General features: G+C 66.8%; 8 protein-coding genes. 7 read left to right on the top strand and 1 reads right to left on the bottom strand.

Annotation, left to right across the window (positions count from 1 at the left end):
- Positions 1-12: 12 nt before the first annotated feature.
- Positions 13-564, bottom strand: coding sequence for a lipoprotein (locus AB5Y72_RS06355; protein WP_368198725.1), 552 nt, complete (start codon positions 562-564; stop codon positions 13-15).
- Between the two features lie 321 nt (positions 565-885).
- On the opposite strand from AB5Y72_RS06355, the gene amoC reads away from it, so the two are divergent.
- Genes amoC through amoH form a run of 7 tightly spaced genes read left to right on the top strand, consistent with a single transcriptional unit; the run spans position 886 to position 16,371 of the window.
- The gene (amoC, locus tag AB5Y72_RS06350) at positions 886-2,079 is read left to right on the top strand and encodes an amonabactin biosynthesis isochorismate synthase AmoC (RefSeq protein ID WP_368198724.1); all 1,194 of its coding nucleotides are present in this window, start codon (positions 886-888) and stop codon (positions 2,077-2,079) included.
- Complete coding sequence (locus AB5Y72_RS06345) at positions 2,076-3,749, top strand: (2,3-dihydroxybenzoyl)adenylate synthase (RefSeq protein ID WP_368198723.1); 1,674 nt, start codon at positions 2,076-2,078, stop codon at positions 3,747-3,749. The genes amoC and AB5Y72_RS06345 overlap by 4 nt, the downstream gene beginning before the upstream one ends.
- A gap of 14 nt (positions 3,750-3,763) precedes the next feature.
- Positions 3,764-4,675 (top strand): amonabactin biosynthesis bifunctional protein AmoB, encoded by a 912-nt coding sequence (gene amoB, locus AB5Y72_RS06340; protein ID WP_368198722.1) that lies wholly within the window; start codon positions 3,764-3,766, stop codon positions 4,673-4,675.
- A complete protein-coding gene (gene amoF, locus AB5Y72_RS06335; protein ID WP_368198721.1) occupies positions 4,672-7,773 on the top strand; it encodes an amonabactin biosynthesis non-ribosomal peptide synthetase AmoF in 3,102 nt (1,033 codons plus the stop codon). The genes amoB and amoF overlap by 4 nt, the downstream gene beginning before the upstream one ends.
- A 20-nt stretch (positions 7,774-7,793) precedes the next feature.
- On the top strand, positions 7,794-8,543 hold the full coding sequence (gene amoA / locus AB5Y72_RS06330; protein WP_368198720.1) for an amonabactin biosynthesis protein AmoA: 750 nt from the start codon (positions 7,794-7,796) through the stop codon (positions 8,541-8,543).
- A 14-nt stretch (positions 8,544-8,557) separates the two neighbouring features.
- Positions 8,558-14,830: an amonabactin biosynthesis non-ribosomal peptide synthetase AmoG gene (gene amoG, locus AB5Y72_RS06325; protein WP_368198719.1), complete on the top strand. Its 6,273-nt coding sequence runs from the start codon at positions 8,558-8,560 to the stop codon at positions 14,828-14,830.
- Positions 14,827-16,371 (top strand): amonabactin biosynthesis glycine adenylation protein AmoH, encoded by a 1,545-nt coding sequence (gene amoH, locus AB5Y72_RS06320; RefSeq protein WP_368198718.1) that lies wholly within the window; start codon positions 14,827-14,829, stop codon positions 16,369-16,371. The genes amoG and amoH overlap by 4 nt, the downstream gene beginning before the upstream one ends.
- The last annotated feature ends 56 nt before the right edge of the window (positions 16,372-16,427 follow it).

Raw genomic sequence — 16,427 nt, 5'->3', positions numbered from 1 at the left:
CGGCGGCAGGTGTCACATCAGTTTGAAGGGGATGACCAGTCGGCCCGGCTCCACCTTGAGGGCTTCGACCTTCTCCTTGATCCGCGCCTCGTTCTGGCGGCTGCCATCGAGCCGGTAGACGGGGGTCTGGGAGAGGAACAGGGAGAGGGACTGGTTGAAGGTGGGCAAGAGCGGGGAGAGGGCGGTGCCCACGTCCGCCGGCTCGGTCTTGACAGAGAGCAATTCGAGATCGCGCAGATAGATGGCGCCCTGCTCGGCCACGTAGTCGGGGCGGGCACTCAGGGAGAGGCGGATCTTCATCTGCTGGCTGCCAAGGGGGCTTGCCACCTGCAGATCGCCGGCGGCGTCCAGTTCGACCTTGTCGGCCTGGCTGCGACCGATACGGCTCTGCATGTCATCGAGGCGGATCTTGCTCGACATGATGCCGGGGATCCCCAGCTGTTTCTCGAAGGCGACTCGCTCTTTGAGGTATTGGTTGATCTCGCCCTCGCTGACGCTGTATTGGGTGAGGGAGCAGGCTGCCAGCAGCAGGGCGAAGGGGAGCAGAAGCAGGTGTTTCAACATGGGAAGGTTCCATCAAATGGGTGGCAACAACAGATGGCGCCATCTTAGGGGCAAAGCGGGTCGGCCGCCAGTGGGGTTCCCTCGTCCCGTTTCTGTCGCATCCCCCATATGGGGATGGCAATCCGTTTTCATTCGAGTAGCGTTGTCATCCCCTGTGCCAACAGGCCCGCCCTGGCGTCATCCCTGAAATACCCACAGACAAGCTCCTGTTTTAGCGATGCAAAATCCCATTGACCCCGTGATTTCAAAGCGAGTATTTTACCGCCGCACAAAGTCAAACTGATAATCATTATCATTTTGAATCTTCTTTGAGGGTATAACGTGAATACTCGTGTAATGGAAAATGGCGCACCTGCCGAGGCGAAGATATCGCCTGATTTCTTGTTTACCTCGGGTCAGGGCACTCTCAGTGCCACTGACCTGGGCCAGCCTATCACCACCCCCGCCTGTGAATGGCCTTTGCTAGAACAACAGATTGCCGACGCGCTGGCAGCGGCCAGTGCCGCCGGCCAGGCCAACCCCCTGCTTATCGGTGCCTTCGCGTTCGATCCGGCGGAAGCCTCTTGCCTCTATGTGCCCGGTCGCTATAAGCGGGGTGAGCGCCTTATCCCGCAGGAACAGGCGCCGGCGATAGACGCTGTGGCAGAGCAGGCCGTCGAGGCCAACCGGGTCATCTCGGTGCAGAGCACCCCGCCGGCCAGCGAATTCCAGGCCTCGGTCAGCGCGGCGCTGGATGCGTTTACACAAGGCCGGCTCGCCAAGGTGGTGTTGTCGCGCAAGCTGACACTCACCCTGCATCAACCCGCCGATCCGAAGCGGGTGATGACCCGTCTGATGGCCCAGAATCCCCACGCCTTCCACTTCTCCCTGCCGCTCGGCCAGGGCCGCCGCCTGCTTGGCGCCAGTCCGGAGCTGCTGCTGCGGGTCAGCGGGGGAGAGGTGTTCACTCACCCGCTGGCGGGCTCCGCCAGACGGGCGAGCGAGCCGGCGCAAGACGAAATGGTCGCCCGGGATCTGCTGGCTTCTCGCAAGGATCAGCATGAACACAAGTTGGTGATCGACGAGATCCGCCGGGTGTTGACCCCCCACTGCCGCGAGCTGGCGATCCCCGCTCATCCCTCGCTGATGAGCACGGATACCCTCTGGCATCTGGGCACCCCCATCGCCGGGCGACTCAATGGCGGCGAGGCATCGGTACTCTCCCTGGCCTGCCAGCTTCATCCCACCCCGGCCTTGTGCGGCTATCCCACCGATCTGGCTCGCCAGTTTATTCGTGAACAGGAGCCCTTCCGGCGAGCCCTCTTCAGCGGCATCGTCGGCTGGTGCGACAGCCAGGGCAACGGCGAGTGGGCCGTGGTGATCCGCTGCGGCGTGCTCGACGGCCATCAGGTGGAGCTGTTTGCCGGCGCCGGTATCGTCGCGGGTTCGGATCCCGCCATGGAGTGGGCCGAGACCGGCACCAAGCTGGGGACCATGCTCAAGGCCCTGGGCCTGGATTTGGAGGTGGCACAATGACGCAGTCCAACCGCTTCCTGCCCTATACCCGCTGGCCCGATGCATTGGCGGAGCGCTACCGCGCCAAGGGCTATTGGCGCGGCGAGCCGCTGACCGCCATGCTGGCGCGTCAGTGTGAGCTGGCCCCCGACGCCGAGGCCATCCTCTGCGGCGAGCGCCGCTTCAGCTATGGCGAGCTGGATGCCGCCTCGAGGCGGCTGGCCGCAAATCTGGCCCGACACGGCCTGGGGGTGGGGGATACCGCACTGGTGCAGCTCCCCAACGTGGCCGAGTTCTATCTGGTGTTCTTCGCCCTGCTCAAGGCCGGCATCGCGCCGGTCAACGCGCTCTTTAGCCACAACCGGCTGGAGCTCCTCTCTTATGCCGAACAGATCACTCCGTGCCTCTTTGTCGGCTCGCTGGCCCATCCGCTGTTTGCGAGCAAGGGTCGCGAGAGCGAGCTGCTGACAGCCATAGGTGCCGAGCTGGTGCTGCTGGATGGTGACGTAGAGGCGCTGGGGCTGACCCGCTGGTTCGGCGAGGGGGATGAGGGGGGCACCCCATCCGTCTCCTTTGCCCCGACTCCGGCGGACGAGGTGGCCTTCTTCCAGCTCTCCGGTGGCAGCACCGGCACCCCCAAGCTCATTCCCCGCACCCACGATGATTACCTGTACAGCGTGCGCCGCAGCAATGAAATCTGTGAATTGGGGCCCCACACCCGCTATCTGTGCGCCCTGCCGGCCCCCCACAACTTCCCCCTGAGCTCCCCTGGCGCGCTGGGGGTGTTCGAGGCGGGCGGCACCGTGGTGCTCTCACCCGACCCCAGCCCCATCAGCTGTTTCCCGCTGATCGCCCGCCACAGGGTCAACTTCACCTCGCTGGTGCCGCCGGCGGTCTCGCTCTGGCTGCAGGCCGCGGAAGCGGACCCCACTGCGCGCACTCAGCTCGAGAGTCTCGACTTGCTGCAAGTGGGCGGCGCCAAGCTGGGGGAGGCGGTGGCCAGCAAGATTGGGCCGCTGCTCGGCTGCCGGCTGCAGCAGGTGTTCGGCATGGCGGAAGGGCTGGTCAACTACACCCGGCTGGATGACCCCGACGAGAAGGTCATTCACACCCAGGGCCGCCCCATGAGCCCGGATGACGAGGTGCGCATCCTCGATGAGGCGGGCAACCCGGTTGCCCCCGGCGAGCCTGGTGCCCTGCACACCCGTGGCCCCTATACCTTCCGCGGTTACTACCAGAGCCCGGTCCACAACGCCCGGGTGTTCGATGCCGAGGGCTTCTACTGCTCCGGCGACTTGGTGGTACAGGATGCCGATGGTTACCTCACCGTGGTCGGGCGGCAGAAGGATCAGATCAACCGGGGCGGCGAGAAGATCGCGGCGGAAGAGGTGGAAAACCAGCTGCTGCACCACCCGGCCATCACCCATGCGGCCCTGGTCTCCATGCCCGACAGCGCCATGGGGGAGAAGAGCTGCGCCTTTATCGTCACCACCGAGCCGGGGCTCAAGCCGCTGGCCTTGCGCAAGTTTCTGCGCGAGCGCGGGGTGGCGGACTTCAAGCTGCCCGACCGTTTCGAAACCCTGGACGCCCTGCCCATGACGGCGGTGGGCAAGATTGACAAGCAGGGGCTGCGGGCGCGCATTGCGCACGCCATCGCCGCCAACCAGCCTCTACAGCATAAAAACTATTAAGGAATCATGACGTTATGGCTATCCCAACCCTGAACAATTACGCCATGCCCAGCCAGTGGAAGGCCAACAAGGTCGACTGGTCCCTGGATCCCAAACGCGCCGCTCTGCTGATCCACGACATGCAGGAGTACTTCACCGCCTTCTATGGCGAAAACAGCCCGCTGATCGCGGCCCTGACCGAGCGCCTGGCCGCCGTGCGCAAGCAGTGCAAGGCCCTCGGCATCCCGGTTTTCTACACCGCCCAGCCCAAGGATCAATCCCCTGAAGATCGCGCCCTGCTGAGCGACATGTGGGGCCCGGGTCTCAACAAGCGGCCCGAGCAGCAGCAGGTGGTGGCCGCGCTGCGCCCAGAGCGTGACGACACCGTGCTGGTCAAGTGGCGCTACAGCGCCTTCCAGCGCTCCGAGCTGGAGCAGATGCTCAAAGCGCTGGGGCGGGATCAGCTGATCATCGGCGGTATCTACGGCCATATCGGCTGCATGATGACCGCCTGCGACGCCTTCATGCGCGACATCCAGCCCTTCTTCCTGGCGGACGGGATGGCGGACTTCTCCCTGGCCGACCACCAGATGGCGCTCGACTATGTGGCAACCCGCTGCGGCAAGGTGATCCGCTGCGAGGAGGTGCTGGCGCTTGCTCCGGCTTCCGCTTCTGCCGCCCAGCCCACCAATCCGTTGCTGACGTATGAGGGGCTCAAGGCGCGGCTGCTGAGTCATATCGACGAGGACGAGGGGGAGTTTGACCCCGACGAGAACCTCATCGACTACGGTCTGGATTCGGTGCGGATCATGGCCCTGCTCACCGAGTGGCGCGCCGCCGGGGTCGAGCTCGGCTTCGTGGATCTCGCCAAGCTGCCGACCCTCAACGGCTGGTGGCGCCTCATCGAGGCCAGGCTGGCAGCCCAGGCCCTGGAGGTGACCCCATGAACCGCTTCCCCTTGACCATCCCCCAGCAGGGGCTCTGGTCCGGACATCTGCTGAACGACGACAACGCGATGTTCAACACCGCCGAGTGCATCGCCTTCGATGGCAAGGTCGAGGCGGCCGTGCTGGCCGCGGCCCTTGCCAAGGCGGTGGGGGAGTGCGAGGCGCTCAAGGGCCATTTCGAGCAAGACGGCGAGGCGGTCTGCTTCGTCTCGCATGAGCTGCCCCTGGCCTATGAAGAGGTCTCCCTCGAGCGCGATGACGAGACGCTGGCCCGCGCCTGGGCCTGGGCCGATCTGCGCCGCCCGTTCGAGTTGACCCAAGAGGCGCCCTGCCGTTTCGCCCTGCTGCGCGGCCCCGGCCGCGATTATCTCTACAGCTGTGTGCACCACATCGCCCTCGACGGCTTTGGCACCACCCTGCTGTTCCAGCGCATCGCCGAGCTCTATGCAGAGGGACTGGCCGGTGAGATGCACTCTCCATCCCCCTTCGGCTCGTTGGCTGAGGTGCTGGCCGAAGAGGCGAGCCGCGAGCAGAGCGGCAAGAACGCCGCCGCCCGCGCCTTCTGGCAGGAGCAGTTGCAAGGCTGGCCCGAGGTGAAGTCCTTTGGCGAGACCCGCGCGCCGATTGCCGCCGAATTTATCCGCGAGAGCCGTCCGCTGCCGGCGGCGCTCTGGCAATCCCTGACCGGCTTTGCCGACGAGCACAAGCTGGGCTGGCCCGATCTGCTGCTGGCCGGCCTCTCGGCCCAGCTGTCGCTTGCGAGCGGCCAGGATAAGACCCTGCTCGGCCTGATGATGATGAACCGCATCGGCTCGGCGTCGTTGACCGTGCCCTGCATGCAGATGAACATTACCCCGCTGGCGCTGACACTGGGTGAAGAACTGGATCTGGCGGGAGCCGCCGGCGCCGTGGCCAAGGCCAAGCGCGGGGTGCGCAAGCACCAGCACTACCGTTACGAGCTGCTGCGCCGCGACCTTGGTCTGGTGGGGGGCGAGAAGCGCCTGTTCGGCCCGCTGGTCAACATCATGCCGTTCGATCATGCTCGCCGCTTCGGGCCGCTATCTGCCCATATTCTCAACATCAGTGCCGGCCCGGTGGAGGATCTCACCATCGAGGTGCAGGTCGGCGTCGATGGCCAGCCCAGACTGGATCTGGACGCCAACCCCGGCTGCTACCAGCAGGGGGAGCTGGCAGCCATCGCCGATACCCTGTTTGCCCTGCTGGGACGCTGGCTGGCCGAGCCTGCCCAGACGCTGGGGGCGCTCAAGGCCGACTGGCTGGCCGAGCAGCGAGCCAGCGCCCTGATCGCCGGCCCCGCCCATGAAGTGATCAAGACGCGGCCGGTGTTGGAGGCGCTCTGCCACTTCGCCGCCCAGACCCCGGACAAGATTGCCTTGATTCAGAGCACGGCGCAGGGAGAGGCCCGCTTCAGCTACGAGGCGCTGCTGGCCCGCAGCGAACAGATGGCGGCCGCTCTGCAGGCCGAAGGCGTCGCCCCCGGGGACAAGGTGGGGGTCATGCTGGCCCGCACCCCCCAGGCCATCTTCGCCCAGCTGGCGGTGCTGCTGGCCGGCGCCGTCTACGTGCCGCTCGACCCTGAGCAGCCGCTGGAGCGCCAGGGCCATATTCTGCGGCTGGGGGAGGTCAAGACCCTGATCACCCAGGCTGAGTACCGCCACAAACTGGCCAGCCTGTTTGAGGGGCGCACCCTGCTGGCGGGGGATCTAGTGAGCATTGATCGGCTCAACCAGCCGGCCGCCGGTCGCGCCGTCGCCTACCTGATGTTTACCTCGGGCTCCACCGGTCTGCCCAAGGGGGTGGCGGTCAGCCACGGCGCGCTGGATCACTTCGCCGCCGCCGCCCGCTGCCGTTATCACCTGGATGAAGACGCGCGGATGTTGCAATTCGCCCCCTTCAACTTCGATGCCAGCATCGAGGAGGTGTTCGCCACCCTGAGTGCCGGCGCCACCCTGGTGCTGCGCACCGACGCCCTGCTCGAATCCATGTCCGCCTTTGCGGCCGGGGTGGCGCAGATGGGGATCACTCACCTCGACCTGCCCACCGCGTTCTGGAACGAGTGGGTGGTGGCGCTGACGGCGGGTCAGGCCCACATTCCTGCCGGGCTTACCACCGTCATCATCGGCGGCGAGGCGGTCTACCCCGAGCAGCTGGCCCAGTGGCAGCGCCAGTGCCGCTCCGATGTGCGCCTCTTCAACACCTACGGCCCCACCGAGACCACAGTGGTGGTCACCACCCAGGAGCTGCAACAGGAAGACCCGAGCCAGGCCCAGTTGCCCATCGGCCTGCCGCTGCCCGGCATGCAGGCGCTCATTCTGGGGGCGGGGGAGCAACCCGCCAGCGAGGGGGAGCTGGTGCTGCTCGGCCCGCAGCTGGCCAACGGCTACGTGGGGGACGTGCAAGGTAGTTTCGATACCCTGCGTGTTGGGGCGGAGCAGATGCCTGTCTACCGCACCGGCGATCGGGTGCGATTGGTGGCCGGCCGGCTGGTCTACCTTGGTCGGCGCGACAACGAATTCAAGATAAGCGGCTATCGCATCCAGCCCGGCGAGGTGGAGGCCCAGCTGCTGGCCCTGCCGGGGGTGGACGAGGCCTGCGTGCAGGGGGTGAGCATCGGCAGCGTGCGCCGGCTGGTGGCCTTCGTGGCGGGGTCGGAGCGCGACAGCCGGGTCATCAAGGCGCAGCTGGCCAAGGTGCTGCCTGCCGCCATGATCCCCACCGACTATCGCCACTATGACCAGCTGCCCCGCACCGGCTCCAACAAGCTGGATCGCAAGGCCCTGCTGGCCGCCTACCAGGCGGGCGGCGAAGCCTTGACCCTGGGCAGCGAGACCGAGAACCGGGTCGGCACTATCTGGCAGCAGATCCTTGGGCTGGCCACCATGGCGCCCACGGACAACTTCTTCGAACTGGGGGGCCAGTCCCTGCAGACCATTCAGATCGTCAACCGGCTCGGCGCCGAGTTCGGGGTGCAGGTCAAGGTCTCCGACGTGTTCGATCACCCGCGCCTGGACGACTTCTGCCGTTTCCTCGACGGCCTGCTTGCCGAGGACGAAGAGAGCGTGGAGATGGTGTGGTGATGGATAAGGAGCAACAAGCAATGGCCTTTGATTTCACTGGCAAGCGGGTCTGGGTGACCGGGGCCGGGCGCGGCATCGGCCGCGAGGTGGCAACGCAGTTCGTGGCGGCCGGCGCATCCGTGGTGGGGCTTGATCTGGCGTTTCCCGAAGCCGACTACCCCTATGCCACCCGGCGGCTCGATATCGGCGACTCGAAGGCGGTCAACGCCTGCTGCGCAGCGCTGCTGGCGGACGGCGGGCTCGATGTGCTGGTGAACGGGGCCGGAGTGCTGCGCCTCGGCCCCACCGACGCCCTGAGCGATGACGACTGGCACGACTGCATGACGGTCAACGCCAGCGGCGTCTTCTATCTGCTGCGGGCCCTGGTGCCCCACTTCAAGGGGCAGCAGCGCGGTGCCATCGTCACCATCGGCTCCAACGCCGCCCATGTGCCGCGCATGCAGATGGCGGCCTATTGCGCCTCCAAGGCGGCGGTCACCAGCCTGACCCAGACGGTGGGGCTGGAGCTGGCCCCCTTCGGCGTGCGCGCCAACCTGGTGTCGCCGGGCTCGACGGATACCCCCATGCTGCGCGGCATGCTGCCAAGCGAGGAGGCCATGGCCCGCACCATTGCCGGGTTGCCGGAGCAGTTCAAGCTCGGCATCCCCCTGCGCAAGGTCGCCACCCCGGCGGAGATCGCCCATACCGTCCTCTTCCTGGCCTCGGATCTGGCCAGCCACATCACGCTGCAGGATCTGGTCGTCGACGGCGGCGCCACCCTGAGTGCCTGAGGCTTGAGAAACAGATGAACAATATGATTTTGCTGTTGAAACAGCTGGAACGGCAGGGGGTCAAGCTGGCTCTGAACGACAAAGGTCAGCTTATCTCCCAGTCGAGCAAGGAGGCGGTGACGCCGGCCATCGGTGCCACCATCAAGGCCCACAAGGATGAGCTGGTGCGCTGCCTGGCGGCCCGTGCCGCCTTCGAAGAACCTATCGCCGCCGAGGGCGCCCGGCAGGGGCCGCTCTCCTCGTCCCAGAGCGGACTCTGGTTTATCGAGCAGTACGAGGAGGCCTCCCACCTCTACAACATGCCGGTCTATTTTCGCGTCAAGGGAGAACTGGACACGGCGGCGCTGGAGTTTGCCTTCGACCACCTGTTTGCCCGCCACCCCAGCATGCGTACCCGCTTCATCAAGGACGAAGCGGGCAGGGGGGCCCAGGAGATCCTTCCCCATACGCCCTTCAAGCTGCAGATTGAGGACGTGAGCGCAGAGCCCGCTGCCGAGCGCGAGGCCTATGTGGCTCGCCGGGTGCGGGAAGAGATAGGCCGCCCCTTCTCCCTGACCCAGGGGGATCTCAGTCGGGTGCATCTTATTCGGCTGGGCAGCCGCGAGCACGTACTGCTGATCACCCAGCACCACATCATTTCCGACGGCTGGTCGGTCAAGAACATGTTCGCGGATCTCAAGCGTGCCTTTCTTGCCCATCAGAACCGCGAGCCCTTGCAGGTGAGCGAGCTGCCGCTCACCTACATCGACTATGCCCGCTGGTTCAACTCACCGCGTTTTCTCGATTATCACGCCGAGTTCAAGCCGTTCTGGGTCGATCGGCTCGGTGGCAGCCCCGAAGTGCACGGTCTGCCGCTCGACAAGCCGCGCCCGGCCCATCAGGACAGCGGCGGCGAGCTGGTCTTCTCCACCATCGAGAGCGACCTGTGGGAGAGCTTCAAGCGCCTCTGTCAGCGCCACAGCACCTCCAACTTCATCGGTCTGCACGCCCTGTTTGCCCTGCTGATGGTGCGCCAGAGCGGCGAGAAGGAGGTGGTGATCGGCACCCCGCTTGCCTATCGCGAGCGCCACGAGATCGAGTCCCTGGTGGGCTTTTTCGTCAATACCCTGGTGCTGCGCACTCAACTCAGCGGCAAGCCCAGCTTTGTCGACTATCTACAGCAGTGCCGGGAGGAGGATCTGGCGGCCTTCGATCACCAGCTCTACCGCTTCGAGGCGCTGGCCGAAGCCATCGGCGCCGATCGCACCACTGCCATCAACCCCATCTTCCAGATCATGCTGGTCTATCAGGCCAAGGTGGACTTCAACGATCTCATCCCCGGCTGCCAGCTGGTGGAGGAGACCTCGCCTGTGTTGCCGGCCAAGACCGACATCTCGGTCAAGGTGACCGAGCTGATGGACTCCGTCAGGGTGGACTGGCTGTTCGCCACCGCCCTGTTCGAGCGAGAGACCATCCAGGCTTTTGCCGATCGCCTGCTGCACCTGATGCGCGCCGTGGTGGCGGCCCCCGAGACCGACATCTGGCAGTTGCCGCTGGAGGCGGGCACCGACCAGGCCGCGCTGGCCGCCGAGCTTGCCGACCTGCCGCGGGATTACCCGAGCCGCGACACCCTGCTCTGTCATATCGAGCGGCGCGCGATTCAGTTGCCGGACGCGCTGGCGGTGAGCGACGGCGCGCAATCGTTGACCTGTGGCGAGCTGGAGGTGCGTGCCAACCGGTTGGCTCACTGGCTGCAGGCTCGCGGCGTCACCCCGGGCGCCGCCATCGGCATCCAGGCCAGACGGGATGTCGCTTTCGTGGTTGCCCTGCTCGCCTGCTGGAAGGCGGGGGCGGCCTATGTACCGCTCGATCCTGCCTATCCCGCCGAGCGGCTGGCCCATATCCTCGGCGATGCCTCCATCAGCCTGGTGCTGGGTGGCGTGCCGGACCCGCGGCTTGGCGAGGCGCTGGCGGGTACGACGGCCGAATATCACGATCTGCACGGGCTTGCGCTGGACAGGATGCCAACCAGCACGCCGGCACTGCCTCGGGACGCCGCCATGCTGGCCCAGATCATCTACACCTCCGGCAGCACCGGCCTGCCCAAGGGGGTCATGGTGGAGCAGGGCAGCCTGGTCAACCTGATGGCGGATCACGGCGAGCGCATCGCCCTTGATCAAAATGGCGCCATGTTCAACTGCATGTCCCTCTCGTTTGATGCGGGCAACATGACCAGCTTGCTGCCGCTCTACTGCGGCGCGGCCCTGCACTTTGGCGAGCCGGGCGAGGGGGTGATCAGTGCCGCCATCGCTCGGGGTGCCAGCCATATGATTTTGCCTACCGCCCTGCTCGCCAACTTGCTGCCTCCGGCGGAACTCGGTTCCCTCAAGGCTATCGGCTTTGGCGGCGAGGCGTGCCCGAGCAGCCTGGTGGAGCGCTGGGGAGAGCGGGTGGCCCTGTTCAACATGTACGGCCCGACCGAGTGCACCGTCACCGCGCTCTGCGCGCGGCTCACCCCGGGGGCGCCCATCACCATAGGTCGATCCGTCAACCACCTGAAGGCGCTGATCCTGGACGAGGCGGGCAACCTCTGCCCGGTGGGGGTCCCCGGCGAGCTCTGCCTGGCGGGGCTGGGGCTAGCCCGCGGCTACCTCAATCTGCCACAGCGTACCCAGGAGGCCTTTATCGAGCTGGCCTTTGATGCAACGAATGAGGAACGTACCCATCGCCTCTATCGCACCGGCGATCGGGCCCTCAGGCGCCGCGACGGCAACATCCAGTATCTGGGCCGGCTTGACGAGCAGATCAAGCTGCGGGGCTATCGCATCGAGCCGGGTGAGATAGAGACCCGGCTTGCCGAATTGTGCCCGGCCATTCGCCAGATCAAGGTGGTGGTGCAGGAGGGGCGCCTGCTGGCGTATGCCTGTTTGCAGGCCGGGGCAAGGGAGCCCGACGGCGATGCCCTGCTGCAGCGTGCCGGCGAGTGCCTGCCCGAATACATGGTGCCGGCGCGCCTGTGCTGGTTGCCCGAGATGCCCCTCACCCCCAACGGCAAGCTGGACCTGCGCCGCCTGCCCGCCATCGTCTGGCAGCAGAGCAAGGGCGAGCCGCAAAACGAACTGGAGCAGACCGTGCTTGCCATCTGGCAAGGGGTGCTCAAGCAACCGCTCGGGGTGGAGGATGACTTCTTCCGCTTGGGCGGTGACTCCATCCTCAGCATCCAGCTCACCACCCGGTTGCGGGATGCGGGGCTGCACTGCAGCGTGAAGGACGTGTTCGAAGCCAAGACGGTGCGCCGCCTCTGCCGCCAGCTCGGCCAGCAGCAGGCCGTCAGCCACAGGAGCGAGCAGGGCAGCCTGACCGGCGAGTTCCCGCTCCACCCCATTCAGCACTGGTTCTTCGAGCAGGGCTTTGCCAAGTCCGGTCACTGGAACCAGGGGGTGATCCTGCGCCTGCCGGCCGGGGTGGACGATGAGGCCCTGCGCGGCTGGCTGGATACCCTGCGCCAGCACCACGATGCCCTGCGTCTGGCGGTGACCCCGACCGGCCAACGCTACCTGGCCGAACTGCCATTGCCGCCGCTGCCGACCCTGGATGCCGCCAATCTTGATGAGGCCGAGCTGCAGGCCCGCCTGACCGAGCTGCAGGGAGATTTCGACCCTGCCAGCGGCCACACCCTGGCCTGGGCTCGCCTGCGCAATCTCTCCTTGGCGGGCGATCGCGAGGGCGAGACGGTGGAGGGGCTCTTCCTCGCCTTCCATCACCTGGTCATCGATGCGGTCTCCTGGCGTATTTTGGCCGAGGATCTGGCTCGGGTGAGCAGGGGCGAGCCGCTGCCCGCCAAGGGCAGCAGCTATCGCCAGTGGGGCGAGGGGCTCGCGGCCTACGCCAAGCGGGAAGAGGAGCAGCTTGGCTTCTGGCTGGCTCAGGGGGAGGGCAGCCAGGGTCACCTGCTGGAAGCGGCCCGCGCCGCCGATGGCCGCGCCGCCGCCAGCCTGCTGCAACTGAGTCAGGAGACCACGGCCCGTCTCATCGACTCCGCCAACCAGGCCTACTTCACCCGGGTGCCCGACCTGCTGCTGGCGGCCCTGACTCGTACCCTGAGCGAGCAGGGTTACGGCAGCCGTCACTGCGTGATGCTGGAAGGACACGGCCGAGAGGCCATCGATGCCGAACTCGACGTGAGCCGTACCCTCGGCTGGTTCACCAGCACCTACCCGCTGGCGCTGGCGGATGCCAAGGAGTGGGATGCACTGGTGTGCGCCACCAAGGAGCAGCTGCGCGCCGTGCCGGACAAGGGGGTGGGCTTCAACGCCCTGCGGCTGCACCACCCCCGTGGCTGGGCACTGCCCGAAGCCCTGGTGGTCTTCAACTATCTGGGGGTCAGCCATCAGGGCGAGGCTGCTCAGCCCTGGCAGCCGCTGCCGCTGGCGCCGGGGGCACCTAGTTCCCCTGACAACTTGCCGCGCGAGCTTGTCAGCCTGCACGGGGGCGTCTATGACGGGCGCCTCACCTTGCGCCAGGTGGGCGCCCTCAACCAGCAGGCGAGCGACGCCCTGATGGCGCGGCTGGCGGACAACCTGACGGCGCTGGTGGAACACTGCTGCAACCTGAAGGCTCCGCGCCATACCCCGAGCGACTTCCCGGGGCTTGGCCTCTCGCAAGCCGCGCTCGATGGGGTGCTGAGCGGACGCGAGGTGGAGACCCTGCTGCCCATGACCTCGCTTCAGCAGAGCATGTTCCATCACAGGGCGTTGCTGCCCGGGGATCACGCCTATCACCTGCAGACCGAGATCGCCTATCACCAGCCTCTGGACGTGGCGGTCTACCGTCAGGCCTGGCAGGGGCAGATCGCCCTTTGGCCGGCCCTTCGCAGCGAACTGGTGCTGGCAGACGGGGTGGCGCTGCAGCGCATCCTCAAGCGCGCCGAGTTGCCATTCCACTATGAGGACTTGTCTGAAGTGGAAAATGCAGAGACACGGGTCCAGGCCTACCGTGAGCAGGATCTGGCCCGCCCGATCCCGCTGGAGCAAGCGCCCCTGCTGCGCCTTGCCTGTTTCAAATTGGCCCCCGATCACCACAAGGTGATCTTCAGCGCCCATCACGGCGTGCTGGATGGCTGGAGCGGCCCCGTGTTGCTGGGCTCCTTGCATCGCGCCTATCAGGCGCTGATGAACGGCCTGTTGCCGCAGCGAGATCCGGATACCGCCTGGCTCGAATTTGGCCGCCATATCGCGAGCCAAGCCCGCAGCGCCGAGGCCTACTGGCAGGGGCGGGGCGAGCTCTTGGCCAAGCCTAACGATCTCGCCTGCCTGTTCGGGGTGACGCTGGACGCTGGCTCAAGCGGGCGCCATACCCAGCAGCGACCGGCGGTGTGCGCCACGGTGCTGCCGACCGAGGTGGCGACCTTGCTCGCGCGCCGTGCCCGCGAGCTTGGCGTGACCGCGGGCCTGTTGGCCCAATATGCCTGGCACCGTCTGCTGGCATGCCGCTCTGGCGATGCCGTCACCCTGGTGGGCAACGTGACCCCGGGCCGGGATTACCCCATCGAGGGGATCACCGCGAGCGTCGGGCTCTACATCAACAGCCTGCCACTGGCGCTGGCGTGGCGCACCGAGCTGACCCTGGCCGAGCATATCGCCAGGTTGCAGGCCGACCTGATGGCGCTCAACGAGCACGGCACCCAGTCGCTGGCGGCACTGACCAAAGGTCGGGCGCGTCTGTTCCAGAGCCTGTTCGTGTTCGAGAACTACCCCATGCCGGCGGCCCCTGTCGCCCCCGAACCCCACCAACTGGTGCCGCGCTTTGGCACCGTGGTGGAGAAGGTGGAGCTTCCTCTGTCGCTCGTGGTCAGCAGCCGGGGCGAGACGCTCCAGCTGCGCCTCGAGTTCGATGGCGAGCAGATCCCCGAGGCCCGGGCAGAGGCGGTGCTGGCTGACTGGCTGGCCGAGCTCGACTGGTTGGCGCAGGCGGATCTGAGCCAGCTGGCCAGAGTGGCGGCGGTACAGTCCCCGGTGATGCCGCTGGTGGCCGCCACCAAGGCGGAGCCCGGCCTGACGCAACCGCCGGCCGAGGCCCGCGTGCTGGTGGCCCTGTGGGAGCGCCAATGCGGCGTGCCCGGCATCTGGCAGCAGACCCTGTGTGAACTCGGGGTGGATTCGGTGCAGCAGCTCGCCCTGCTGGCGGCCCTCAACGAGGCGTTCGCGCAGGATCGGGCGCCACTTACCCTGCAGATGCTCAAGGCCCATCCATCCCCCAGCCGGCTCTATCGGCACTGGCTGGTGCGCCAAACGGAGGCAGCGCTATGACGATGACCATCAAGCATAAGGCCCCGGCCGTGTCCCCCCTGAGAGACGCCCCCAAGGGGGCGGCCAACCTGGGTGCGCGGCTGGCGGCCTGTTTGGCCGCCACTCCGCTGGCTCCTGCCATCCGTATGGGCGGGGAGGACATCAGTGAGGGCGGATCAGATGAGCAGTGGCTTAGCTATGGCGCGCTCAATGCCAGGGTCGGCGAGATTGCCGCCCGCCTGCAGGGGCTGGCGGTGGGGGAGCGGGTCGGCCTCTATCTCTCCCGCAGCCCCGATCTGGTGGCCAGCCTGCTGGCCTGCCTGCGCCTCGGTCTCACCTTCGTGCCTCTTGAGCCGGACTTTCCGGTGGAGCGGCTGCAGGGGATCGCCCGTCAGGCGCGCCTGTCGGCGGTGATCTGCGACGGCGACAGGCCGGCTCCCGCCTTTGGCTGTCCGCTGCGCACCCTGGATGGGCCGGCAGCGGCAGGGCCGGTTGCCTGGCCTCAGGTGGATGACGCCCTGGCTGCCTACATGATGTTCACCTCGGGCTCCACCGGCGAGCCCAAGGGGGTGGTCATCAGCCGGCGGGCCCTGCTCTGCTTCCTCGACGGGATCCGCGAGCGGCTCGGGCTCTCACCGGGCTGCCACTGGCTCTTTATCACCACCCCGGCCTTCGACATCTCCCTGCTGGAGATGCTGGGGCCGCTCTGGGGCGGTGGCCGGCTGACGGTGGCCGGCGGCGAGCACAACAAGGATCCCCTGGGGATGCTGGCGCTGCTCGAGGCCGAGTCCTCCATCAACTGGCTGCAGGCCACCCCGGCCTGCTGGCGCATGCTGCTCAAGGCTGGCTGGCAGGGGCGCAATACCCTCACCGCCCTGTGCGGCGGCGAGGCGCTGGACCCAGGTCTGGCCGAGCAGCTCTGTGCCCGCACCCGGCGACTGTGGAACTGCTACGGGCCCACCGAGGCCACCGTCTGGTCCCTGGTGAGCGAGGTGCGCTGGCCACCGGTCGATGGTCAGATCACCATCAGCCACAGCCTGCCAGGCTATCGGCACTGGGTGCTGGACGAGGCGGGGCAGCCGGTGGCAGAGGGGGAGTGCGGCGAGCTCTGCATCGAGAGCCCGGCCCTGTGCGAGGGGTACTGGCGCAAGCCTGCCTTGACCAGCGCGGCCTTCCTGCGCCTTGCCACCCACCGCCTCTATCGCACCGGCGATCGGGTGCGGCGGCTGGGGGCGGACCGCTTCCTCTATCTGGGGCGGCGCGACGATCAGGTCAAGCTGCGGGGCTTTCGCATCGAGCTCGGGGAGGTGGAGGCGGGGCTGCGCCGCCAGGCCGGAGTGCAGGAGGCGGCGGTGCGTCTGGTGGGCGAGGGGGACGAGGCTATGCTGGTGGGCTATGTGGAGGCCAGGGCCGGAGTGACCCTCAATCGCCTCGCCCTGCGCAAGGGGTTGCAGGCAACGCTTCCGCACTACATGGTGCCGGCGCGGCTTATCCTGCTGGATGCCCTGCCCAAGACCGGCAGCGGCAAACTGGACAGAAAGGCGCTGCCCTTGCCGGAGTAAGTGCCTTGCCGAGCCATGGATAAAAAAGAAGCCCGCATCATGCGGGCTTCTTGTTG

This window comes from Aeromonas sp. R7-4, assembly GCF_040908055.1.
Classification (GTDB): domain Bacteria; phylum Pseudomonadota; class Gammaproteobacteria; order Enterobacterales; family Aeromonadaceae; genus Aeromonas; species Aeromonas sanarellii.
Note: the sequence above shows the minus strand (reverse complement) of the source record. Positions and strands in the feature narration are given on the sequence as shown.

What these genes read in the sequence shown, in the direction of transcription:
- AB5Y72_RS06355 (WP_368198725.1), bottom strand. Translation starts at nt 564, where the DNA reads ATGTTGAAACACCTGCTTCTGCTCCCCTTCGCCCTGCTGCTGGCAGCC.
- AB5Y72_RS06345 (WP_368198723.1), top strand. Translation starts at nt 2,076, where the DNA reads ATGACGCAGTCCAACCGCTTCCTGCCCTATACCCGCTGGCCCGATGCA.
- amoB (WP_368198722.1), top strand. Translation starts at nt 3,764, where the DNA reads ATGGCTATCCCAACCCTGAACAATTACGCCATGCCCAGCCAGTGGAAG.
- amoF (WP_368198721.1), top strand. Translation starts at nt 4,672, where the DNA reads ATGAACCGCTTCCCCTTGACCATCCCCCAGCAGGGGCTCTGGTCCGGA.
- amoA (WP_368198720.1), top strand. Translation starts at nt 7,794, where the DNA reads ATGGCCTTTGATTTCACTGGCAAGCGGGTCTGGGTGACCGGGGCCGGG.
- amoG (WP_368198719.1), top strand. Translation starts at nt 8,558, where the DNA reads ATGAACAATATGATTTTGCTGTTGAAACAGCTGGAACGGCAGGGGGTC.
- amoH (WP_368198718.1), top strand. Translation starts at nt 14,827, where the DNA reads ATGACGATGACCATCAAGCATAAGGCCCCGGCCGTGTCCCCCCTGAGA.